The organism is Wolbachia endosymbiont (group A) of Pherbina coryleti, assembly GCF_964026875.1.
GTDB classification, from domain to species: domain Bacteria; phylum Pseudomonadota; class Alphaproteobacteria; order Rickettsiales; family Anaplasmataceae; genus Wolbachia; species Wolbachia pipientis.
Genome location: NZ_OZ034706.1, coordinates 938,860 through 961,993, shown reverse-complemented (window position 1 = coordinate 961,993; position 23,134 = coordinate 938,860). Strand labels below are relative to the sequence as shown.

The window sequence follows — 23,134 nt, the reverse complement described above, 5'->3', positions numbered from 1 at the left end:
TATGCCTCAAATTAATCATTAACCGTTATAACATTGCCATTGTTATTATGATTAACCGTTGCTTTTCCTAATTCTACCATTTTCTTAGTGATTACTATAGTGCTACCTTCAAAGCCTCCGTTTCCAGATGTATACATAATGTCAAGCAAAAGTGACTCCAAGATAGCACGTAACATTCTTGCACCTGTTTTGTAGCTTATAGCCTTTTTAGCAATAGCTGATATTGCTTCATCTGAAAACTCAAGGTTTACTTTGCTAAACGCAAGCAATGCTTTGTACTGTTTTATTAGTGCATTCCTTGGCTCTGTCAACACATGTATTAAATCTTCATGATCCAGCTCATCTAAAACAGCAGTTATTGGAACCCGCCCTACAAATTCGGGTATTAAACCGAATTTGATTAAATCTTCAGGTTGAACATCATGTAAAGCATTCTTTTTCTTTTGCTCTTTAGACTGACTTATATCTGCTCCAAAGCCAACTGACGTTCCCTTTTTTCTCGCTTCAATAATTTTATCGAGGCCTTCAAAAGCTCCTCCACAAATAAACAGTATGTTACTAGTATCTACTTGTATAAACTCTTGTTGTGGGTGTTTTCGCCCTCCTTGTGGCGGAACATAAGCAACTGTACCCTCCATAATCTTAAGCAGAGCTTGCTGGACCCCTTCACCTGAAACGTCACGGGTTATTGAAGTGCTTTCAGATTTTCTTGTAATCTTGTCTATTTCATCTATAAACACTATACCACGCTGTGCTTTTACAACGTCATAATTTGCAGCTTGTAATAAACGCGACAACACGCTTTCTACATCATCACCCACATAACCTGCCTCAGTTAAAGTTGTCGCATCAGCCATAGCAAATGGCACATCTGAAACTTTAGCAAGTGTTTTGGCTAGCAAAGTCTTACCAGAACCAGTGGGACCAATAAGCATTATATTTGACTTCTCGATTTCAATATCACTTATAGCATAAAATTGTACCATGGATTGACAATGGTTATACATAGCTACAGATAAAACGTGTTGCGCGTGTTCTTGACCTACAACATGCTTGCTGAGAAAGTTTTTTATATCCTCAGGTTTCTTTAGTAATAGCTTCATATCAGATATACGATCTGAATTAAAAGATCTATCTTTCTTTTGACTTATTGCTTTATGGGATAATTCTATGCACTCATTACAAATAAACACCTTTAAACCATCCGAAGAGTTAGTAATCAATTTATCTACTTCATCTTGCGCCTTGTTGCAAAAAGAACAGTAGTGTAAATCATTATTGTTATCCATTAACCCACCTTTTGTTTAACTTTAATATTTTCAATTTCAATATCTGTACGCTCAGCTATCACCCTGTCAATTAAGCCAATTTTCCTTGCTTCTTCAGGATCCATGAATTTATCTCTTTCCATCATTCCTTCAATTTTCTTCAGTGAATTTCCAGTATGTTTTTCATAAATTTGATTTAGTTTTTTCTTAACCCGCAAAATTTCATTAGCATGTATTTCTATATCAGTTGCTTGACCATGATAACCACCAGATGGCTGATGTATCATAATTCTTGAATGAGGTAGAGAGTAGCGCTTACCTTTTGTACCAGCTGCAAGCAATAAAGAACCCATAGACGCAGCTTGACCTATACATAAAGTTGAAACGTCTGGGTTTATATACTGCATTGTATCGTAGATCGACAAACCAGCAGTTACAACACCACCTGGTGAGTTGATGTACATACAAATGTCTTTATCGGGATTTTCCGATTCTAAAAATAAAAGCTGTGCTACTATTACACTGGCCATATTGTCTTCAATAGGACCTGTTACAAAAATTATTCTTTCTTTCACTAGTCTTGAATATATGTCATAAGCGCGCTCACCGCGACTAGTTTGTTCAACTACAATTGGTATAAGAGTCATACCTTTTCCTATTAAATATTATCAAATAATTCCTTTAATTCTTTCACAGAAACAATCTGCTCTTCTTTACTAACTTTTTCTATTATATAATCTGTCACTTTATACTCAAGCGCTTGCCCTCTAACTAATTCTTGAAATTGTTTATTTGATTCAAAATGCTTAAGTACTCTGTCAAATTGCACATCTTTACTGACATATTGATTTACAAGAACACTCAAAACATCATTTTGAGTTAATGATATTTTATGTTCTGCACTAAATTTCATAAATAACATAGCAAGCTTTACACGTTTTTCAGCTTCTTTACGAGAATCATTTTGAGCACCCAATTCTCCTTCCATTCTTTGTTGCTCCTGTTTTACTATGTCTGTGGGTAAATCAAAACTATAATTAGCATCCAAATAATCAAACAGCTCCTTTTTAATTAAGAGATTTCTCATTTCGGTGCACTGATCACCAATCATTTTTTTTGCATGATTTATTAGCAAAGAATAATCTTTAAACCCAATACTCTTAGCTATTTCATCATCATTTTCAAAATCTTTGGCAATTTGAATCTCATTAACTCGCACAGAAAAATCAGCTTCCTGTCCTGCAAGGGAAATGGCTTGGTAATTTTCAGGAAATTTCAACTTAAAGTTCTTTGTTTCTCCCTTTTTCATACCAGTTAATTGATCTTCAAAACCATTAATAAATGTGCCAGACCCTAAATTAACGGCAAAATCTTTGCTACTTCCACCTTGAAAGAGCTTATTCCTAATCCGCCCTTCAAAATCAATTATCAATTTATCCCCATCTTTCGCTTGATAAGAAGCATCATCAACAGAGGCAAAATTGGGGAACTTTGTTTTGATAGAATCAATAAATTCTTTTATATCTTCCTCTTCAATCTTTGCTTCAATTTTCTTTAAGTTTATTTTGTCAAGATCTATCATCGGTACTTCAGGCATCGACTCAAAAGATAGCTTGTATACAAAATTGCCCTCCTCATTTTCTTTGCCCAGATCTGGTAATGATATAACATCAACCTTAGGATAAATGTGAGACTTGACTTCAATTTTTTTCATCAAATCACTTGAGCAATAATCAATTGTATTATTTATCACATATTCCAAAGCCTCGTTTTTATAATTTGCAACAACAAGGTCATAGGGCATCTTTCCAGCCCTAAATCCAGGTGATTTTGCATTTTCTGCTATCTCTTGCAACCTGGAATTTACCTTTTGTTTTATATAATCACTACCAACTGTGATTTCATACTCATACTTTAGTTTATCTATACTAAGCTCTTTGTAGGTATATACGCTACTTACTTCGACTGTATTTTGAGGTATATTATTAGACATCATAATTCATTTATTAACATTTTAATTCATATCTTAATAGAGTCATTTTACCAGAATTTAAGTTAAACACAATCCTTAAGAACAGGTTTTTACACAAACAAAAGTGTATTTAGTGATTATAAATTTTCCCTTAAAACCTAAGTTACATGACTTTAAAGTGCGGATAGAGGGACTTGAACCCCCACGAGCAAGCTCACCAGGACCTAAACCTGGCACGTCTACCAATTCCGCCATATCCGCAAGAAATTTTCAGTACCCTATTATAGGTATTCCATTAAAAATATTCAAGGTTTAAAGTCTTACTTAATTTATGGTATTTACACAATCAAAAAAGCTTATTAACATTTCTTAATGAAAGCTCTAAACCCTGAAAATCAATAATGAGATTAATAACAAGCTTCTTACTCGCAATTTTTTTGATTACACAAAGTGGTTGCACAACCCTTATAATAGGTGGTGTGGTGGCTACAGCGACAGCAACAGCAATAACAATGCAGGACAAATCCTTGGGAAATATCATTGATGATACGACTATGGTCATCAGAATTAATAAGGGGCTCTTAAAACATGGGCTATTTTCATCCATAAAGGTTAAAGTAAGTGAAGGAAGAGTATTGCTCATTGGAAGTGTTGACACTCCTGAAAAACAACTTACAGCAGAAAAAATAGCTTGGCAGCAAAAAGAAATTAAAGAAGTGATAAATGAAATAAGAGTAATACCAATTCAAATGGCTTCCATGCTAGACACCACTGTAGATGGCATGATAACAGCGGAAATAAGAACAAGACTCCTGGGAAAAAGAAATATTAAGTCAATTAATTATAGCGTTAATACGGTTGATAGAGTTGTTTATTTGATGGGTATAGCCCAAAATAAAGCGGAATTAAAAGCTGTAATAGCAATTGCAAGAAAAGTAAAGGGAGTAAAACAAGTTGTAAGTTATGTACGATATAGGTACAGTAAGTTACGCCATTAGGCAAAAATCGCTTTCAAATTATAACATTTGTACAATTGTGACAATAGGTAGAGAACATAAATGAAAGTTGCCTTTCAGATGGATGAAAATATAAATTTTGAAACTGACACTACATTCGTGCTAATAAAGGAAGCACAAAGGAGGAAGCACGAAGTTTTTGTCTATGCTCCTAACAATTTAGCACTAAAGCTAAACCATCCAATTGCTCTGGCTCAGAAAGTCAGCGTTGATGATTTTAGTTTTATCTCTAAAGAGGATGTAGCAATCAACTTGAATGAAATGGACATCATATTTATCAGACAGGATCCACCCTTTGATATGCGTTATATTACAACAACATATATCTTAGAAAAAACCAGCGCATTGGTAATTAACAATCCAACAGAAATAAGAAATTGTCCTGAAAAATTGATAACTTCATTATTTCCAGAGCTAATTCCGCCAACTTTGATTACTGAAAATATATCAATGATTAGAGATTTCTACTACAACTATCAAGATATTATTCTGAAGCCATTGTATAGTTATGGAGGAAACGATGTGATAAGAATACAAGATGAGAATAGTATTCAAGTAGTAGTGGATCTCATGATAGCAAAATACGAATGCCCTGTGATTGCACAATCATTTTGTAAAAACATAGATAAAGATAAAAGAATATTGCTACTTTATGGCCAACCAATTGGTGTAATGAAACGAATTCCAAAAATCAGTGGAGAGATCAGAACAAACATGCGACTTGGAGCAAGTTTTGAGCCCGCTCAAATGAACGATAGAAACAATGAAATATGTAACAAAATTGGTCCTGAATTAAAGAAAAGAGGGCTAATATTTGTTGGTATTGATATTATAGATGACTTCCTGCTCGAAATTAACACAACTTCACCCACGGGAGTAGTTTATATCAATAAATTGTATAATATATCGCTAGAAAAGGATCTTTGGGACGTGTTTGAAGAAAAAGCAAGCAGCCATCAACTAAACCTGTGAACAATCACCTTAACAAACTCAGTAGTCCCATTCTTTATCCCTGTTTTTTCTGTACTATTGGTCATATCACGCAATTTTTGAGAATTATTTAATAGATCAAATAGTACCTCTGTTAGATTTTTTTTTGCTTCACTATTCTGCTTAACTATTATAGCTGCTCTCGAGTCTTCAATATATTTTGCGTTATAAAATTGGTGATTATCTTTTGAGTAAGGGTAAGGAATATATATAGCAGAACGCCTAGCAAGAGTGATCTCTGCTATTGAAGTTGCTCCTGCTCTGCTAATTACCAAGTGAGCATTGGCCAGTCTATTCTCCATATCATCAAAAAATTCACTCAATTCACAATCGATCTTTTCACTTTTGTATAGACTTTTGACCTTGTTTACATTTTTCTTCGTACATTGCTGCGTCACTCTAATTTTCTTTTTCATTTTAATAGGTAAATCACAAATTACGCTGCTTACTACATCATCAAAAAAATTTGCACCTTGGCTGCCTGCTATGACCAATATATTTAGGATTTTCTCAGTGCTAGAATGGCTCTGTGCTTTTATATCAACAAAATTTCCTGTAAAAATACATTTATTGCCCTCTGCATATTTAGTCTCCGGAAAGCTGGTTGCAATTAATTTTGCACTCTTGAAAAAGAATCTATTTACTCTCCCTAAAACTGTGTTTTGTTCATGTAAAATTATAGGTATAGAAAGAACTCTTGCTGCAAGAAGAGTTGGAAAAGAAGCATAGCTACCAAAACCAATGACCGATTTTGGTTTTAATTTTCTTACTTGATACAGTGCTAACATAGAGCTGTATATCAAGAAAAGGAAAAACTTAAATTTGTTGCTGCTTGGTTTACATAATGGCAAGGTGTAGTTTCCCACGTCAGTATTTTTATTTGTTTTTTTATCAGTAAATACTATGCAACTATATCCTTGTGCCTTTAGTGCTCTTGCTAAAGTTATAGCTGGAAAAATGTGTCCGCCTGTGCCACCTGTTGCTAAAATAATATCCATCTGTAAATAATAAATCCTAGATTGTTAACTGTTATTTAACAATTTGCACGTAGAATTTTATTAAGCGTTATGATAGTTGAGTTAAAAATGCCTAAAAGTAATAGTAAAAAAGAACCTAATGAGAAAAATAAACCTCAAGAACAAAGAGAAGGCAGAAGCGGAGGTTTTTTAGAACTGCTAAAAAATATAATAAAAATTCTTTTCAATTCGGTCGTTGACCTACCTGAGCACGAGCAGCATAATAAAATGAAAAGCACTAATCTACAACAAGGTTTGGATACTAAAGGAAAAGGCCCAGAAGATCTTCATCCAAAGGCAAAGCTTGAAGTTAAAGAAGCAGCTAAGGGATTGAAAGAAGAGTTACAGAATTCTGATGCTGGTGGTAATCAATCTATTGAAACTAAAGTGCCTAATCAAACTACTACTCAAGACATTGACAACTCTAAAACGATGGAACGTTAGTTCAACTATTTAACATCTGCAGCAAGCACTGATTCATGTATCATCTCTGAAATGGTTGGATGAGGAAAAATCGTAGATTTTATGTCGAAGTCTGTTCCTTCTAGTTGCTTTGCAAGAGCAAAATTGCTAATTAACTCCGTTACTTCTGCACCTATCATGTGGCTACCCAGAATTTCTCCGGTTTTTTTATCTATAATCGTTTTCACTAACCCTTCAGTTTCACTGAGTGCAACAGACTTACCATTAAAGTTAGAGTGAAATTTTCCTATTTTTATATCATACCCACCTTTTATTGCCTGTTCCTCAGTAAGGCCGATGCTCGCTATTTGTGGATGAGAATAAGTGCAATTTGGTATGCATTCTTTTTTTAACGCATGAGCATTTTTACCAGCAATCTTTTCAATGCAGATCACGGCTTCATGGCTCGCTTTATGTGCTAAACATGGTGGGCCAGCTACATCACCTATTGCATACACATTTGATTCACTAGTTTCATACCATTCATTCGTTTCAATAAAGCCAGAAGGGCTTAATTTAATTTTTGTATTTTCTAAACCTATATTTTCAATATTTGCTTGAATTCCAACCGCAACAATCACCCTCTCAAATTCTTTGCTCTCACCACTACTTAGTAGCACTTGAGCAGAGTCTTTACTTTTAGTAAGAGCTTTTACGCTACTGCTTGTATATATTTCTATCCCCTGTTTTGTGAATATTTCTTGTGCTAAATCTGAAATGTCCTTATCCTCCAGCGGCAAAATAGTGCTCTTTATCTCTATGATTGTTACATCAACACCCAAAGTACTATAAAAACTTGCAAATTCTATTCCAATTGCACCAGACCCTATAATTAGTAGCGATTTTGGTAATCTCTCTGGAGTCATAGCGTGCTGCGCATTCCATATTAAATCTCCATTTGCCTCTATTCCAGGCAGATTCCGTGCCCTCACGCCTGTTGCTAAAATGATATGCTTGGAAACAATTTCTTGTTCTTCCTTATCGCTAACGACTTTTATAGTACCATTGCCTGCAAGTTTACCAAAACCTTGATGAACTTTGATATTATTTTTTTTCATCAAATATGCAACACCGCTTGACAATTTATCAACAACGTTTCTTGAGTATTTCACTATTGATTGTATATCAAAATTCGCTCCCTTTACTTCTATACCAAACTCTTTTGATCTTTTTATTAGCCTATAAACCTCAGATGCTCTAAGCAGTGATTTTGTTGGTATACATCCCCAATTTAAGCATATACCGCCTAAATTTTTTTCTTTTTCCACAATTGCAGTTTTAAACCCAAGCTGTGCCGCCCTAATTGCCGCTATATAACCACCAGGACCGCTACCTATAACCGTAATATCATACTCATTCATCAGTTTTCTTCGTATTCAAAAAGATTATATATAACAGATGGAACCCATACAATCAATGGTCTGTCATCTACCGTCTTAAGAGTCAAGATAAAAGTTGTTATTTTTTATCATGGCATTTAAACAAACGATAATTTTTCTCATGACAGCAACTAATGCAACCTTAGCAGCTTTGCCAGAATCAACCAAACGCTGATAAAACGCTTTCATTTTTCTGTTGTGGCGCATAGCAACAAGAGCTGACATGTATAGTGCTTTCTTTGCATAAAACCTGCCTCCTTTGATTTGAGCTTTGCCAACTTTTCTTCCACTTTCACTAGTTTTAGGTGCAACTCCAACTAAGCATGCAATTTCTCTATTCTCTAATCTACCAAGCTCAGGCACCTCTGTCAGTAGAACGCTCGCCGTCTTTGATCCAATACCTTTATAGCTGATTAAAAGCTCATTTTTTCCTTTCAATTCAGCTATTGCGTCTTCTATGTCTTGCCTAATTTCTTTCAATTGTTTTTCAGCAAACCCTATCTGTCTTTCTATGTATTCTCTAGCTTTTCCCGTCGCACTTTGCAGGCGACACTTGTTTGCATGAATTGCATCATTTAAATTACGCTCAACTGCCCCCAGCTCCTTTAATTCCTCTTGCTTTTGTGAAATTATACATCCTTTTACTTCACCGTCTTTACTGACAAATTCAGCGTATTTTTCCAGTAATTTAGCATCTAACTTGTCAGTTTTTGCAAAATGATTGCAAGCTTTGGCAAATGCATATACCCGATTCGGGTGAGCTTTATGGACAGTTATCTTGCAACAATTTTATAATGAGCTTTTCATAGCCACCAGCTTACACATAACTTGATGGGTAAATCGACTATATTTGTTTCTATAAACTTAGATATAGCATCACTCACGTTTGCTATGCGCTTATGCTTGCCATTAATTGAGATGTCCAATGCTTCCTTGGAAACATCTACTCCCATGAAAATTATTCTAGCCATTTTTGTACCTATAAATATAATCAAACAATAATGCAAAATGCTGTATACAGGATTGTAATTCGATCTTTTAGATCCACCTACCGTTCGTACTACATTTTGCTTTAAGCCTTACTATTACCCACAAATAAAAACATAGTATTGTATTTACTCAAATAATTTAATTTTATTAACCTGAAAGCTTATTAGATTAAAATTATTAAACTAAGAGTTATAATTTTAGCAACTAAAAGCTGTAAATTGCACCATATAAACAGTTATTTCAAGCAAAAGTTATGCCATTAAGAGCTATGCAACAAACATTTATATTTGTGGGTAATAGTAAGATCTAAATCCGATAGAGCATTGTTGGCACACCATCAAAAGTCGCCTCAGACCTCTAATGCATCAATGTACAAACTTACACCTTTTAGTTGGTAATACCATTTTAGACGTTTATCATTCGTTTTAGAAAATACTATAGTAGCGGAATGACGAATTTTTGTTTTTCAAATTGTCAGTAAATCTAAGTCAGTTTAGCTATATAAAACATAGTATAAAAAGAGCTATTTTAGCAAAATTTTAAACAAATAAAGTTAATTACTTCACAATTGATACCTTACGAGAAAAGCACATTTGATACAGATTTAAAATACAAGTTAACGAATTATTATGATTTTTACCAAGATAATAATATAGTAAGGTTTGGTAGTGAGGTATCAAAATGGAAAAATACACCAACGCATGGTTTAATAAGAAAGATAATCATGATTGTGCAAATGATGGCACTTGCGGGCAATCTATAAAGGATTTTAGGATTGGTAATTCTGATATTTCTTTTTTTGATAGTAACAAAAACTTAATTGCCAAAGTACCTAAACTACCAAAGTATTCTAGGGATAAATATGGGCATCAATTGTATAAGGAAGCTGAGTCAAAGCAGTTCAATTATTTTTCCACAAATATACATGATGTTTTGTCTAACAGCTTTACCGTTAAATACGGGTATATAAATTGTACTATAAAATACGACAACTTATCTGAGCAGGAACAAAACCAAATAGAAACAGACATTAAAACTGCCTATGAAGCATTTAAAGAAAAGTTTTGCTTGAAAAATAGTAATGCAAGTTACAATATAACGGTTCACATTTTTAATAATAGAAGCGATTATACAAAGTATAACAATCTTCTCGGCATAGATGAAGATGGTGGTCCAGGATATATTACACGAGGAGTAACAGATTGTCAGAATATTCTGACATATAAGCAAAGTGCCATGGATTTTGTTCTAGGTCATGAGCTAGGCCACATATTTCAATTGCGTTTTTCACCATCGGCAACAGTCCAAACTTTGAATATTCTGGATACTGAACTCATAGCGAATGTCATTGGACGAGAGGTAGAAGAAAAAAATTATAAAGCTATTTGCAAGCAGATGGGTGTAGATGAATATGAAGGCCATGGATGGATGTTTAAATTTAAATATAAAGGTACACTTTATAAATATCACAAGAACCTTTCAGAAGAAGAAAAATTTAAAGCTATACAAAATGTCAAGAATATTCGTGAACTAGTAGATGAATATGAAGATCATGGATGGATGTTTAAATTTAAATATAAAGATACAACTGGTAGTATATACCTCAAGGACCTTTCAGAAGATGAAAAATTTCAAATTATACAACGTGTCAAGAATTCTGGACTAGATGAATATGAAGACCATGGATGGATATTTAGTTTTAAATACAAAGGCACCACTTATAACGTAAGATACAAGGACTTTTCAGAAGATGAAAAATTTAAAGCTATACAAAATGTCAAGAATATTCATGAACTAGTAGATGAATATAAAGACCATGGATGGATATTTAGTTTTAAATACAAAGGCACCACTTATAACGTAAGATGCAAGTACTTTTCAGAAGAAGAAAAATTTCAATTTATCAAAGACATTAAGAACTCTCATGAATCGCTCGTTAGTGAATGTGATGGATTGGGGAATGAGAATACAGTTTTATCGATTCACGTTGATGAAAATAAGGAGATAAGTCGAATGTATTTTCGAAACTCCGACAAAAATATATTCAAACAGCTAGATAAGACACTTATAAGCAGAAGTAAGTCTGAAGAAGAGGTAAATGAAAACCGCACGAATCCAGAGCCAGAAGAAGAACAAAAAGGTGATGACTACACAGAGGTTACAGGAATGTTGCAATTTAAGTACAAAGGGACCAATTATGCTATACAACACAGAGGTTACCTTTTAGTAGAAGAAGAAAAACTTCGATTGATTCAAGATATAAAGAACTCTCATGAATCGCTCGTTAGTGAACGTTATAGATTAAATGAAGGGTCATTAAGTCAGAATGCAACTGTAGTAATTTTTGTTGATGAAAACAAGGACATAGAGAAAATGTATTTTCATAATCCAGACAAGAATATGTCCAAATGGTTAGATAAGACACTCATAAGCAGAAGTAAGCCTGAACAAGATGTGGATGACACAGCAGGAAAAGAGCCTGAACCAGAATCAGCCGAAGAGGATACTCAGCAACCCAGTAATTTCTTATCCAATATTTTTTCAGCAATTAAATCCATTATTGATTCTATCTCATCACTCTTTTCATGGTTATTTGGGTCGAAAGAGAAAGAGTCTAATCAACAATCTGATGATAATCCTTCTTTGTTTAAGCTCGATGCTAATGAGTTAGATCACGAAGTTAAGCCTGATGCCAATGAGTTAGGTCACGATGTTAGAGATCACTTATCAGACAATTATAACCATTACAACTCATCTGATGGGCTAATGTAATATAGCTAATTTACAGTATCTGTTCAGATGCATGGCTAATGTACAAATATTGAAACAAAAATTCCAGTGCCCCTGTGATGTCATTCCAGTGCTTGACACTGGAATCCAGCATTTCCATAATCATCAAAACATTGTATTTTAACAAAAAACAGCTATTTTTATGCTTGCCAACTTAATAAAATTCCTGGATCCCAGTGGGCTTTGTTGCATCGCTCAAGTGAAAAGAACTGGCAGTTACTGACAAAATTCATTATAAATAGCCATTTAACTGTTGAAGAAAAAATATGCCACAAAAAATGAGAGTCAGTAACTGCCATGAATATAACAAATTTCTCCAAGAAAGAGGAAGCATTTTTTGTTATATCAATGACGCCATAGAAAATTGGTACGAGAATTGTCCAAAAATGCAGGGCGGCAACTATATTTATAGTGATAAAGTTGTGATTTTGGTGCATATAATCGTCAGTTTCTTTAGAATTGGTTTAAGACAAACAGTCGGGTTTATAAAAGGGTATTTGCAACAAATAGGAAGAGATTTGGCAGTTATCAGCTATTCACAAGCATCAAGAAGGTTTAAGAAACTTAATATTAAGATAAATGATTGCAGAATTGATAAAAATAATATGGAAGATATCGAAATTGCTATAGACAGTACAGGAATTAGTATATACAACAACACACAGCAAGGAAAATAGCACTGACAGAAAATATCGTGGCTATGAGCAAACGAGAAAATTGCACGTAATGTTGAATATAAACAACAAAAAAGCCATAGCTGTAAAATACAGTAACGGTGTCTACTCTGATCACTATGGAGCTTGTGATTTGCTAAAAGAAGTTGATTTTCAGCATGCCATAAAAGCACTATATGCAGATAGAGCATGTGATCATACGCGTCAAGTTAAGGAAATAAAGGTATGAAAGAGATAGAATAATAAGGTATAAGTTCTCCCAGATATACTTTTAGTGAGAGAACCAATGAATAAAATAACTTGCTTATCAAAAAAGCTCAAAGAATTTTTTAATGAAAAAGCAGAGAAAATCTCAATTACAACAAGGTTTATAAAAAGAAAGAGAAAGCTAAAAGGTTCATCATTCGTAAAAGCCATGGTCTTGGGTAATATAGGAGTTGATAATTGTAGCGTAGAAACAATGTGTCAATTACTAAACGAGGACTCGATAGATATAACAAAACAAGGTTTGGATTTTAGATTTACTGAAGAAGCAGTGGAATTTATGAAAAGGATGTATAATGAATCTGTGATTCTCTTTAAAAATATCTTGCAAGTTGATTGCAAAATCTTACAGCAATTTAATAGTGTTAAATTATTGGACAGTAGCTATATTACTCTACCTAACAGTATGGAAGAGATGTATAAAGGTTATGGTACTAGCTACAGTGGCTATGAAAGCAATACTAAGTCTGGAATAAAGTTACAATTAGTTTTCGACTACATGAATCAGATAATAGACCAACTTAATTTAACGGAGGGGGTAAGATCAGACCAGGGATATAGGAAACATTTAAGTAATATATTAAGCAATGATTTGCTAATATCTGATCTCGGTTATTTTGTGCCAAGTTCTTTTAAACAAATCAATGAAATAGGAGCTTATTTCATAAGTCGTCGATACCAACATATATGATGTAGAAACAAATCAAAAAATGGAGTTATTAGAATGTTGAGAGGATAAGTTATTTTTAGAAAACGAGGTATTGTTAGGAAAAGAAGCAAAAATTAGAGTAAGAATTATATGTCAGAAACTAACTGAAGAACAGTCTATGGGCAGAAGAAGGAAAGCTAATAGATTAGCAAGATCGCAGATCCTCTAAAAGAAATCAAAAATTGTTGAACTGGTCAATATTTATAACTAATGTTCCAGAAAATAAAATTAGTGCTGAGCAAGTATTAACGATTTACAGAGTAAGGTGGCAAATTGAGTTATTATTTAAATTGTATAAAAGCCATATCAGGCTTGATAAGCTAAAAGGAAAGCCATGCAGAGTATTATGTGAACTATATGCTAAATTGTGCGCAATTCTTATATTTCACGGCATAGTTGGTTGCACAGAAGTGAAAAAGAATACAGAACTTAGCTTAACAAAGGCATTTATTGAGCTAAAAAGGCGGGTTAGAGAGTTATTTTTAGTATTAACCAAAATTAATAGTTTAAAAGCATTTCTTAAAAAACTCACTATAACTTGGTCGCGATTTTCATTAAAAGACAAACGTAGAAGGGCTAGAGTATCCACTTTAACCTCTCTAAATTTGCTCACAATCTCTTAACTTGACGCGTATGGAGCATGTGATAGGCACAAGTTTTATAAGTTGTGTAACGAATATGATATAAAGACAAAAATTCCACCAATAAACAATGCGGCAGAACATCCAGAAATAGATTATATGTCTGACAGGAATGCTGCTATTAGGTTAATAAAATTATACGGTGAAGATGGCATGAAAGAATGGAAAAAAGAAGTAAATTATGGGAAAAGATCTTATATTGAAGGGTTTTTCTCAAGATTAAAACAAATATTCGGATTTAGTTTTAGGAATAAATCTGAGATAAATCGAGAAAAAGAACTGCTAATCAAATGCTATTTGCTTAATAAATTCACTGATATTGGTATGGCTAAATTTGAGATAGTTACATGAATTTACCATAAATCACCATCTCATAAAGTGTGATGCAACAAAGCCATCCCAGTGTCAAGCACTGGGATGACACCCTCCTTATGGGCCAAAATCACAATGTTCGTATCAACTATGTTTTTTAAAATTTTTTGAATTTAGTTTCATTACAACTTTTGTTTGTAATTTTGTTTTTTATTCGAGTAAAAAGTGCATTTTTGACAATAAAAACCCTAACTTAATCATAGAAAAATTTTGTATCAAACAACAGTTACTGCTTAGATCTTATGGTTAACGAATATGTGTATAAATACTTTAAATGTGTGTAGACGTATTTATCCACATATTCGTTAACCTATTTTCTATGCAGATTTTTTTAATTCACATTGACTGCTTCTTTAAGCCTCGCATTGGCAATTACTATGATTTTACGCATTAGAGCTGTCATAGCCACCATCTTCTTTTTACCTTTACCAACAAGCCTTGAATAGAAGGCACCAAGCGCAGACTTAGACCTTGAAGCAGACATCGCAGCTGTAAAAAGCTTTTCACGAACGTTGCTTCTGCCACCACTTATTCTGCGATAACCAATAGTTTTACCACTTTCTTTCGGATGAGGTGCAACTCCAGCAAGACTTGCAATTTCTCCCCTACTTACATAACCAAGTTCTGGCATTAGACACAGAAAATCTTGAGATAATTTTGCACCTATTCCTGGAACTGTTTTAAGGATTTTTTGGCGCTTTTGTAACTCTGGATTCTCATCAATAATTTTTTGTATGGTATTGTTGAGCTCATCTATCTGGCTATTAAAGAATTCAATAGTTTTCTGACAGCTTTCTTTTATATGGTCGTTTTCAGGTGCTGCAAGCCTAGATTTCTCTTGAGCTCTCATTTTTGTAATGTCATCACGACGTTGACAAAGTGCAACTAAGGTTGTTTGTTCTTTTGACATAGGTGCAAATAGAGATAGAGTACTATAGCGTTCAAACCCATACTGAGCAAGGGCTCTTGCATCTGATTGATCAGACTTTGCTAAAGTTCCATGAGATAGAACAAAGCTTTTTACTTTGCGAGTATTAGCTCGATGTACAGCAATATCTTTATCAACAAGAAAATGTGCTAAGCCAAGCTCATATTTTCCAGTGTTTTCCAGAGTTACTAAAGAATTAGGTAAGATATTTGAAAAATCTTGAAACAATTGTTGCCAGCCAGCAGTATCATTGTCGAATTCGACAGCGTTCTTCTGTTTGTGAACTGCAACAACATTTTTAAATTTTCCAATATCAATGCCAATAAAATTTTGATAAGATGTAATCATAATAACCTCGATTAGTTTTAATTAATTTAAGATTGTAAACGGGTGCATACATATGTCCCATGCAACTATTCAAACGTATCGAGAGATGGGCTAGTGTACCTTGATCCGAACGGTTATAATACCAACAGTTGGTCGGTCGCACACGCCCGTGATAACTCTATTCCTATAGTGAGTAGGGTTATCTTCCCTCTTATCTCCTTTATATCATATTTTTAACTTACAACAGTTGTGGATTCATTCGCGGTATCTCGGCATAGATTCCGCTAACAAGTAGCGGAATGACGAATTTGTCGTTTTTCAGATTGTCGTAAGTCAGTTTAGCTATAGCATAATGCTATATTAATAAATAATCTATATAATACTATTAAATATAATAATTAAAATCTAAATTACTTTCTCTATAAAAGGAGAAATTTACCTTAATGAAAATACATATATATTTAATATTGTTTTTATTTTTTTCTTGCACTCAACTATATGCTGACGAGGAAATTGCAAAATTTGATTTACTTATTGGCGAGATAAATGAAGCAAGCTTCACTCTTAAAGGTGCAATAAAGGTTACAGTAGAACCAGGCTGGCACATATATTATAAAGATCCTGGAGATTTTGGCCTTCCCACGTCTATTAGTTACAAAGGTAATGCATCAGATATAAATATTCACTGGCCTATTCCAAAGGAACATAAAGATAAAGTAGGGAGAGAGACGTTTGTAAGTAACGTATATGAGGGTATGGTATTATTTCCCTTTAAGATGAATATATTTTTAAATCAAGGGTATATTGACCTTAACTTCCATATAAATTATGCGATATGTAAAGATAGGTGCATCCCTAAAAATGTTGAGATAAAAATCAGGCAACCATTAAAGGATTTTATAGATTCTGATATCAATAAACTTATAAATGAGTGGTATGAAAAATAGAGTTCTCATGGGGTAGGTGTCATTCCAGCGCGTGACACTGGAATGGCTTTGTTGCATCGCTACTTATGAAAGGCTAACTATAATTAGGATTATAAGCAACTTATTGAAAATCTTGTTTTTTTGCAATCAATCTGATCAAATTTAAGAATAGTAATTTGTTATTTATATTAATAAATTTAATTCTATTGAAAATAGCTAAAGCATTGAAATTCTTGAATTTTAGCCGGATTAGTGAGTGGTAGTGAAATTTCTTTTACTCAAATTTAGGTATTCACTGACCGTTCTTGTTATAAATACCAGAATAATAAGCTACTGATATTCTCCACCTTTTTTATCTTTAATCCATCATAGCTAGCGATGCAACAAAGCCCACTGGAATCTCATTTACTTTTTTGTTCACTATGTGAGGAACTTGGGCCTACAAGTATATAAACATAATGGTTTCGCATAAAAAATTTAGATCCCAGTGTCACGCACTAACTGTACGAACATTGAGATATAAGAGTAATTTGTACCAAGAAAAAAGATGTCATCCCAGTGTCCAGACACTGGGATGGCTTTGTTGCATCGCTAGCTATGATGGATTAAAGATAAAAAAGATAGCGAATATCAGTAGCTTATTATTCTGGTATTTATAACAAGAACGGTCAATGAATACCTAAATTTGAGTAAAAGAAATTTCACTACCATTTACCAATCCGGCTAAAATTCAAGAATTTCAATGCTTTAGCTATTTTCAATAGAATTAAATTTATTAATATAAATAACAAATTACTATTCTTAAATTTGATCAGATTGATTGCAAAAAAACAAGATTTTCAATAGGTTGCTTATAATCCTAACTATAGTTAGCCTTTCATAAGTAGCGATGCAACAAAGCCCACTGGGATCCAGATTGGACACTAAGTTGGTGAGTATAAAAGTAGCTAACCTTATGTTAAAACACAATATTTTTGGTGAGGGGTTGCATTAAAAGCTGGATTCCAGTGTCAAGCACTGGAATGACATCGTCTTAACATTGTACCATATTACAATGTTCGTACAGTTATGTGTCACGCTACTTGGATGACAAGAAAAGGTTTCTAGAATGACGGAAACGAAGTCATACATAGAAAATAGGTTAGGTATTTTCAATTTTTGTTGTATACTCAAATAAAAATCTCACTTTTACAGATGGATACAGTAAAGTTTGTTTTATTACTGCCAACAATATTACTCATGCTAGTTGCTGGTGTTTACCTATCGATTAAACTAAAATGGCTACAGGTATTTAGATTACCATACGCCCTTTCACTCCTTGGGGCTAGAAAAGGAGAAAATAAATTTTCTTCTATAGCCGCTCTGTTTACAATTTTAGGGGGAAATTTAGGAGTAGGAAATATTTCAGGAACTGCTGTTGCTCTAAAAACCGGAGGACCGGGCTCTATTTTGTGGATGGCGATAATTATTGTTATCACTTCTGTGATAAAATATGTCACTTGTTATCTAAGTATAAAAACCAGAAAGGAAAAGAACGGACGGTTTATAGGTGGCCCTGTAGCCTACATGGCTGATGCATTTAACTCTAGAAAAGCTACAATTGTGTTTCTAGTTGTTATGATAATGGTTTCAATAACAGTTGGTAACCTTGTTCAGGTAAATTCTCTATCAATACCACTTAACATGATAGATGTGCCTGTAGTCATTGGTGGCATTGTAATGGCCATAATATTTTTTGTTGTTGCAGCTCTCAGCTTAAAAAAAATTAAAATTTTTATATCGGCTATGATACCGATAATGACGGTAAGTTACCTCACACTTTGCGGTATCATATTATTTAAATTTAGTGAAAATATTCTTCCTTCTCTAAAACTAATAACAAGCAGTTTTTTTACAACTAGTAGCTTTAACTCTGGTTTATCTCTAGGTTTGATTTTAGAAATGTTGACTATTATTCAAGTTGGAACTTTGCGAGGTATTTTTGCAACAGATATAGGGCTTGGCCTCGAAGGAATCGTACATTCTTCAATTGTTCCTAAGAAAAATAATAATAAATTTATTATTGAACAGAGCCTAATCACAATAATATCGCCTTTTATAGTTGCATTCATAGTGTTTATTACAACAATGGTACTGCTTGTCACAGATTCTTGGGTCACTGATTTAGAGAGTACTAACATGTGCATATTTGCTTTTAGAAAAGCTATGAATTGGCCCTATATTGACTATTTAATTATGGCCATAATGTTTTGTTTTGCCTTTACTACTATTTTTACTTGGTTTTTTTGCTCAAAACAGACAATACGCTATGTGTCTATGGATAATAAATACACTAAAATCTGGATTGTAATTTTTACCATGATCATTCCGCTTGGTGCGATAGGTAAAGTCCGGTTGCTATGGGATGTTGCTGATATCTCGATTGCTGCTTTGTTGTTTATCAACATACTCGCTATACTCAAGCTAACCTCTCAAGATCCAGAAGTGTTTACTATGAGTAGCAGATATTTGAAGTTGCAAAAACAGAGCTATAGCTAAAGCAATTTAGGCTATGCAGCTGTTGTGATATAAGAGTGATTTCCGCCAAGAAGGATGTCATCCCAGTGCCCAGACACTGGGATCCAGGAATCTTGATTGGCACTAAGTTAGTGAGCATAAAAGTAGCTAATCTTATGTTAAAACACAACATTTTTGATGGGGTTCGTGAAAGGCTGGATTCCAGACTGGAATGACAACTTAAATCGTTTGATGTTACCATAAAATAGCTTGTGTCATCACATTAGTAACACAACCTTCCTTAATAAAAATTCAACCAATGCTTGTGATAATTATATTAGCTAGTATTAGCTAGAACTAAAGGCAGAGGGTTATTAGTGAGGGATATATGGGCACTAACGATACACAACAAGAACACATTTATAATGAGCGCATTCAAGAAATTTTTCCTTTATTTGATAAAATAAAAAAGGAAGACGACCCAATTTATAATGCTAGAGTTGATTTTAACACAGTAAAGTTTTTAACAAAACACGCCAACTGGAATTGGGACGAAGAAGAAAACAAAGATAAAGCATATGGAGTTATTCTTCAGAAATGCGACAAGACAAAGAAAGCTGGACAAGAGCTTGAAAGTGAAGTTAAAGAAAGGTTGAAAGAGTATGTTGATGATGTTGCAGGAGTTTCAATATACGGTAATCACGCAAGTATTACGCTGGGAGATGACAAAAAAGAGTTTAAAATCAGCGAATTTTTAAATAGTGATTTTTGTGAGAAGAATGAAATCTCGGGATTTTCAACATTGCATAGTGATGGAAAGAGCGGAATGCATGGTTTTGTTGCCGAGGAAGAAGGGAAAAAAATAAGACATTATGTCGTAACTGATGGTTCATATGAAATGACTTTAAAGTGGTATGCGGAGGGGAAGGAATGTAAGATCAAAATTAAGATTGATGCTAACGGTGTAGACCTTGTTAAAGGTGATGATTTTTCTCTAGAACGGTTAGAAGTAAACAGAGATGTAAAAATAGGTGGTTTATTCTTGCATGAAATACAATTCAGGGAGAAAGGACAAGGAAAAGTGAATGAGATGCAACATAGTAAAGACAGTAACGAGCTATCATCTGAAACTACGACAAGAATTGATGTTAATAGAGATGTTAGTGTTCAAGCTACTGATATAACTCGAAAAAAAGAAGATCACCATTCACATTTTGGACCACAATCTAACAGCAGAAGGCAGTCTTACGATAGCGGAATTGGAAAAGATTTTGACGATAAAATTCATTCTCAGGAGGCTAAAGAAAAGCGTGAGCTTAGACAAGCAGCACGAGAAGCAAATTCGGGAGGTCAAGTTTATAACCTACAATCGCTTTTTGAGGAGAATCCTCAGAACAAAAAAACTCCTCCGCCACTTCCACCTAGAACTAGTTCACTACCACCTAAAAAAGGTGTTTTCGATGAGCAAGGGGGAGCCAAATCTGGAAGCCAAAAACCAGATGACTTGCGCGAAAATGAGCAAACACCTAATAATCAGCAAAAAGGTGCAACTTCTGATTCTTCAGATAGTTCTACTTTCACCAAGTCTGTAAGCCACAATCAAGATAATAGGCAAGAAGATGAACGGTATGACAATCCTACATTTGGACATGCTGTACCTGGAAGCCAAAAACCAGATAGAAGTGAGCAAACACCTAATGATCAGCAACAACCTAAAACCCAGCAACAAGAAGGAAATAGCAAAGGCGATCTGTTACAAGACATCAGAAATTTCAAGAAAAACAACTTACGGCACATTGATGTTGATGATAGAAAAGCATCAATTGCAGGAAGTAGAAAAAATAACCCATCACCGTTAGAGACATTAAAGGACATAATTCCTTATTCATCTTCTCCAGATAACAGTGATAACCAAGATGCTAGTGATGCTAAGTGGAAAGAAAGTGAACAGCCGCTCTCTGCTACAGCACTCAATAATAAAAGTGACTCGGGCTATTCATCTCCAACTCATGACAATAATGAACAATCTCAAGTAAATCCTGAACAGTTAAAGAAGAGCTTAGAGAACATTGAACAAAGTGATCAAACTCCACCTGAAAATCTTCTTAAAGAAATCAGAGATAGATCACAGCAGGATAATAGAGGATTAAGGCAAGTTGATCCTACTGATAAACTGTCACAAGATAAAGAAGATGGATTGCAAAAAGACGATTTAGCAGATGTAAAAATAGTGGAAGGTCCAACTATTAGTGTCTCTGCTTCAACACCAAATAGTATAAGTGATTCAGGCTATATATCTCCAACTAATAGTGATAGTAAATCTCAAACAGATTTAAAACAGGTAGGAAGGAAATTAGAAGAACATATTAGACAAAGTAATCTAACTCTATTTGAAGAACTTAAAAATACATTAGGTCAAGAAAATCTCGGGTTAAAACCAGCTGATCAGAGTCAGATTAGCGAAGAAACTAAAAAACGCTTGAGAGAAGTTGGGTTGCTAAAAGACAGCTCAACAGACATAAAAGCAAACGATTCGGGCTATTCATCTCCAACTCATGACAATAATGAACAATCTCAAGTAAATCCTGAACAGTTAAAGAAGAGCTTAGAAAACATTGAACCAAAAGAAATCGGAGATACGAGTGAGTTAAAAGGAGCATTGGGAAACCCGGATAAAGGGTTAAGAGAACCGGCACAACAGGCTACTAAAGAAAATATTCCTAAAGATTCATTCTCAGAAAACATTTTAGAAAAGATAGGAGAAGGTAAACAATATGACCCTATACGTAAGTGGTTAGAAAAAACAGTGGCAGAACGAGAAAATAATGACACTAATCCAACTGTAGATAAAAATAGCGAACTATATAAATTACTAGAGAAAGATGAAGCACAACTGAAAGCTGGAGTAATAGAAGAAGAAAGAGGAGATACTTTAACAGAACACACTGATGGTTATGATCGCAATAGAATTGCATTAGCTAACAGAAATAAAAGACCACTAGATTGGGCTAAACAGGTTGCTGAGTCACAACAAAAAAAAGATACTAATAAAGGTATTTCAATATAAATTGAAGTTAAAATAATTGCTTAGCAAACAATAGGTTTCATGTAATGGTAACCCTATAACGGAAGAGTAGGAGCCGCGTAAGAACAATACGAACACTCCAGCTAGGCCTTGTATATTGCATCCCCCCGCCCTATTTTTCCACTCTTCTGATGCTAAATAATACTTAATTTCTTGTTCACTGAGACGTTTAAATTTCACTATTGTAACCACAGTCCTGATATGTTGTTTAGATTGATCGGGAGTTAATAGACATACACTGGTGTATACTCTATGCCTTCTTCCTGATAACAAGCGGATACATTTTTCTGCTTGCTCAACGTTTTCAGCTTTGAGCAATATCCTTCTACCACAAGCAACAACTGTATCAACACCAAGCACAAAATAATTTGGATTTAAACTTTGTATTTTCTCAGCTTTACTTTTTGCCATACGGATTGAGTAATCCTTCGGAAGTTCCTTTTTTAAAGGGGCTTCATCTATATCTGCTGGCAAAATTAAACCTGGCTCAATGTTTATTTGTTTTAGTAAAGCTATACGCCTTTTCGATGATGAAGCAAGAATAAGATTATTTAGAGATCGTTCTGTCACTTGTACCTTTAAGCCTTCTAATGATCCTACCCTTTCTCGCATTCCTATCGTAAATGCTCATCTCAACTAACACCCTATCCCCTATAATGATGCGTATTTTACTTCTTCTCACTTTCCCTGATACATGACAGATAATCTCATGTTCATTGTCCAGTTTCACTCTAAATTCTGCTGCAGGTAGTAAAGCAGTTACTGCCCCTTCCACTTCAAAAATTGTTTTCGATTTCTCGTCTTTTATCATATGTTATATTATAATTTA

Annotated in this window: 20 protein-coding genes, 1 tRNA gene and 1 pseudogene; 11 read left to right on the top strand and 11 right to left on the bottom strand. The window is 34.0% G+C overall.

Annotation, left to right across the window (positions count from 1 at the left end):
- Positions 1-11: 11 nt before the first annotated feature.
- From clpX to AAGD87_RS04730, 4 genes are all read right to left on the bottom strand, one after another.
- On the bottom strand, positions 12-1,289 hold the full coding sequence (gene clpX / locus AAGD87_RS04745) for an ATP-dependent Clp protease ATP-binding subunit ClpX (RefSeq protein WP_341817440.1): 1,278 nt from the start codon (positions 1,287-1,289) through the stop codon (positions 12-14).
- A complete protein-coding gene (gene clpP, locus AAGD87_RS04740; RefSeq protein ID WP_006280254.1) occupies positions 1,289-1,915 on the bottom strand; it encodes an ATP-dependent Clp endopeptidase proteolytic subunit ClpP in 627 nt (208 codons plus the stop codon). The genes clpX and clpP overlap by 1 nt, the downstream gene beginning before the upstream one ends.
- Before the next feature lie 11 nt (positions 1,916-1,926).
- Positions 1,927-3,261, bottom strand: coding sequence for a trigger factor (gene tig, locus AAGD87_RS04735; RefSeq protein WP_264339575.1), 1,335 nt, complete (start codon positions 3,259-3,261; stop codon positions 1,927-1,929).
- 158 nt (positions 3,262-3,419) lie between these two features.
- A tRNA-Leu gene (locus AAGD87_RS04730) sits at positions 3,420-3,501 on the bottom strand.
- A gap of 140 nt (positions 3,502-3,641) precedes the next feature.
- Between AAGD87_RS04730 and AAGD87_RS04725 the strand changes: the two genes are divergently transcribed.
- Both AAGD87_RS04725 and gshB read left to right on the top strand, forming a co-directional pair.
- Positions 3,642-4,238 (top strand): BON domain-containing protein, encoded by a 597-nt coding sequence (locus AAGD87_RS04725; RefSeq protein ID WP_006279461.1) that lies wholly within the window; start codon positions 3,642-3,644, stop codon positions 4,236-4,238.
- A 60-nt stretch (positions 4,239-4,298) separates the two neighbouring features.
- Positions 4,299-5,228: a glutathione synthase gene (gene gshB, locus AAGD87_RS04720; protein ID WP_007549071.1), complete on the top strand. Its 930-nt coding sequence runs from the start codon at positions 4,299-4,301 to the stop codon at positions 5,226-5,228.
- Here the strand turns inward: gshB and murG are convergent.
- Positions 5,213-6,244, bottom strand: coding sequence for an undecaprenyldiphospho-muramoylpentapeptide beta-N-acetylglucosaminyltransferase (murG, locus tag AAGD87_RS04715; protein WP_155968867.1), 1,032 nt, complete (start codon positions 6,242-6,244; stop codon positions 5,213-5,215). The two genes, gshB and murG, sit on opposite strands and share 16 nt — an antisense overlap.
- Positions 6,245-6,313: 69 nt before the next feature.
- On the opposite strand from murG, the gene AAGD87_RS04710 reads away from it, so the two are divergent.
- Positions 6,314-6,706, top strand: a complete 393-nt coding sequence (locus AAGD87_RS04710) for a hypothetical protein (RefSeq protein ID WP_006279962.1) — start codon at positions 6,314-6,316, stop codon at positions 6,704-6,706.
- A gap of 5 nt (positions 6,707-6,711) precedes the next feature.
- On the opposite strand, the gene lpdA is transcribed toward AAGD87_RS04710, so the two are convergent.
- The 3 genes from lpdA to AAGD87_RS04695 all read right to left on the bottom strand — a co-directional run bounded on the left by lpdA (position 6,712) and on the right by AAGD87_RS04695 (position 9,074).
- A complete protein-coding gene (gene lpdA / locus AAGD87_RS04705) occupies positions 6,712-8,085 on the bottom strand; it encodes a dihydrolipoyl dehydrogenase (protein WP_341817439.1) in 1,374 nt (457 codons plus the stop codon).
- Between the two features lie 75 nt (positions 8,086-8,160).
- Complete coding sequence (locus AAGD87_RS04700; protein ID WP_341817438.1) at positions 8,161-8,583, bottom strand: transposase; 423 nt, start codon at positions 8,581-8,583, stop codon at positions 8,161-8,163.
- Between the two features lie 323 nt (positions 8,584-8,906).
- The gene (locus AAGD87_RS04695) at positions 8,907-9,074 is read right to left on the bottom strand and encodes a hypothetical protein (protein ID WP_155968863.1); all 168 of its coding nucleotides are present in this window, start codon (positions 9,072-9,074) and stop codon (positions 8,907-8,909) included.
- A gap of 700 nt (positions 9,075-9,774) precedes the next feature.
- Here AAGD87_RS04695 and AAGD87_RS04690 point away from each other — a divergent pair.
- The 5 genes and pseudogenes from AAGD87_RS04690 to AAGD87_RS04670 all read left to right on the top strand — a co-directional run bounded on the left by AAGD87_RS04690 (position 9,775) and on the right by AAGD87_RS04670 (position 14,522).
- Positions 9,775-11,865: a hypothetical protein gene (locus AAGD87_RS04690; protein WP_155968374.1), complete on the top strand. Its 2,091-nt coding sequence runs from the start codon at positions 9,775-9,777 to the stop codon at positions 11,863-11,865.
- A gap of 284 nt (positions 11,866-12,149) precedes the next feature.
- Positions 12,150-12,560, top strand: a complete 411-nt coding sequence (locus tag AAGD87_RS04685) for a transposase (RefSeq protein ID WP_151807722.1) — start codon at positions 12,150-12,152, stop codon at positions 12,558-12,560.
- A gap of 49 nt (positions 12,561-12,609) precedes the next feature.
- Complete coding sequence (locus tag AAGD87_RS04680) at positions 12,610-12,786, top strand: hypothetical protein (RefSeq protein ID WP_341817437.1); 177 nt, start codon at positions 12,610-12,612, stop codon at positions 12,784-12,786.
- A 57-nt stretch (positions 12,787-12,843) separates the two neighbouring features.
- Positions 12,844-14,153, top strand: a pseudogene (locus tag AAGD87_RS04675) (IS4 family transposase).
- A 42-nt stretch (positions 14,154-14,195) separates the two neighbouring features.
- The gene (locus AAGD87_RS04670) at positions 14,196-14,522 is read left to right on the top strand and encodes a transposase (RefSeq protein WP_179951358.1); all 327 of its coding nucleotides are present in this window, start codon (positions 14,196-14,198) and stop codon (positions 14,520-14,522) included.
- A 352-nt stretch (positions 14,523-14,874) separates the two neighbouring features.
- On the opposite strand, the gene AAGD87_RS04665 is transcribed toward AAGD87_RS04670, so the two are convergent.
- A complete protein-coding gene (locus AAGD87_RS04665) occupies positions 14,875-15,819 on the bottom strand; it encodes an IS110 family transposase (protein ID WP_264336326.1) in 945 nt (314 codons plus the stop codon).
- 422 nt (positions 15,820-16,241) lie between these two features.
- On the opposite strand from AAGD87_RS04665, the gene AAGD87_RS04660 reads away from it, so the two are divergent.
- From AAGD87_RS04660 to AAGD87_RS04650, 3 genes are all read left to right on the top strand, one after another.
- Positions 16,242-16,745: a protein-disulfide reductase DsbD domain-containing protein gene (locus AAGD87_RS04660; RefSeq protein WP_155968372.1), complete on the top strand. Its 504-nt coding sequence runs from the start codon at positions 16,242-16,244 to the stop codon at positions 16,743-16,745.
- Positions 16,746-17,918: 1,173 nt separating this feature from the next.
- Positions 17,919-19,262: an alanine:cation symporter family protein gene (locus AAGD87_RS04655; RefSeq protein ID WP_341817436.1), complete on the top strand. Its 1,344-nt coding sequence runs from the start codon at positions 17,919-17,921 to the stop codon at positions 19,260-19,262.
- 346 nt (positions 19,263-19,608) lie between these two features.
- On the top strand, positions 19,609-22,287 hold the full coding sequence (locus tag AAGD87_RS04650) for a hypothetical protein (RefSeq protein WP_341817434.1): 2,679 nt from the start codon (positions 19,609-19,611) through the stop codon (positions 22,285-22,287).
- Here the strand turns inward: AAGD87_RS04650 and AAGD87_RS04645 are convergent.
- On the bottom strand, positions 22,279-22,875 hold the full coding sequence (locus tag AAGD87_RS04645; RefSeq protein WP_010082554.1) for a Maf family nucleotide pyrophosphatase: 597 nt from the start codon (positions 22,873-22,875) through the stop codon (positions 22,279-22,281). The two genes, AAGD87_RS04650 and AAGD87_RS04645, sit on opposite strands and share 9 nt — an antisense overlap.
- A complete protein-coding gene (gene infA, locus AAGD87_RS04640; RefSeq protein WP_007550159.1) occupies positions 22,853-23,116 on the bottom strand; it encodes a translation initiation factor IF-1 in 264 nt (87 codons plus the stop codon). The genes AAGD87_RS04645 and infA overlap by 23 nt, the downstream gene beginning before the upstream one ends.
- Positions 23,117-23,134: the final 18 nt, after the last annotated feature.

What these genes read in the sequence shown, in the direction of transcription:
- AAGD87_RS04725 (WP_006279461.1), top strand. Translation starts at nt 3,642, where the DNA reads ATGAGATTAATAACAAGCTTCTTACTCGCAATTTTTTTGATTACACAA.
- lpdA (WP_341817439.1), bottom strand. Translation starts at nt 8,085, where the DNA reads ATGAATGAGTATGATATTACGGTTATAGGTAGCGGTCCTGGTGGTTAT.
- AAGD87_RS04655 (WP_341817436.1), top strand. Translation starts at nt 17,919, where the DNA reads ATGGATACAGTAAAGTTTGTTTTATTACTGCCAACAATATTACTCATG.
- tig (WP_264339575.1), bottom strand. Translation starts at nt 3,261, where the DNA reads ATGTCTAATAATATACCTCAAAATACAGTCGAAGTAAGTAGCGTATAT.
- gshB (WP_007549071.1), top strand. Translation starts at nt 4,299, where the DNA reads ATGAAAGTTGCCTTTCAGATGGATGAAAATATAAATTTTGAAACTGAC.
- clpX (WP_341817440.1), bottom strand. Translation starts at nt 1,289, where the DNA reads ATGGATAACAATAATGATTTACACTACTGTTCTTTTTGCAACAAGGCG.
- AAGD87_RS04650 (WP_341817434.1), top strand. Translation starts at nt 19,609, where the DNA reads ATGGGCACTAACGATACACAACAAGAACACATTTATAATGAGCGCATT.
- AAGD87_RS04710 (WP_006279962.1), top strand. Translation starts at nt 6,314, where the DNA reads ATGATAGTTGAGTTAAAAATGCCTAAAAGTAATAGTAAAAAAGAACCT.
- infA (WP_007550159.1), bottom strand. Translation starts at nt 23,116, where the DNA reads ATGATAAAAGACGAGAAATCGAAAACAATTTTTGAAGTGGAAGGGGCA.
- AAGD87_RS04680 (WP_341817437.1), top strand. Translation starts at nt 12,610, where the DNA reads ATGTTGAATATAAACAACAAAAAAGCCATAGCTGTAAAATACAGTAAC.
- clpP (WP_006280254.1), bottom strand. Translation starts at nt 1,915, where the DNA reads ATGACTCTTATACCAATTGTAGTTGAACAAACTAGTCGCGGTGAGCGC.
- AAGD87_RS04660 (WP_155968372.1), top strand. Translation starts at nt 16,242, where the DNA reads ATGAAAATACATATATATTTAATATTGTTTTTATTTTTTTCTTGCACT.
- AAGD87_RS04685 (WP_151807722.1), top strand. Translation starts at nt 12,150, where the DNA reads ATGCCACAAAAAATGAGAGTCAGTAACTGCCATGAATATAACAAATTT.
- AAGD87_RS04690 (WP_155968374.1), top strand. Translation starts at nt 9,775, where the DNA reads ATGGAAAAATACACCAACGCATGGTTTAATAAGAAAGATAATCATGAT.
- AAGD87_RS04665 (WP_264336326.1), bottom strand. Translation starts at nt 15,819, where the DNA reads ATGATTACATCTTATCAAAATTTTATTGGCATTGATATTGGAAAATTT.
- AAGD87_RS04695 (WP_155968863.1), bottom strand. Translation starts at nt 9,074, where the DNA reads ATGGCTAGAATAATTTTCATGGGAGTAGATGTTTCCAAGGAAGCATTG.
- murG (WP_155968867.1), bottom strand. Translation starts at nt 6,244, where the DNA reads ATGGATATTATTTTAGCAACAGGTGGCACAGGCGGACACATTTTTCCA.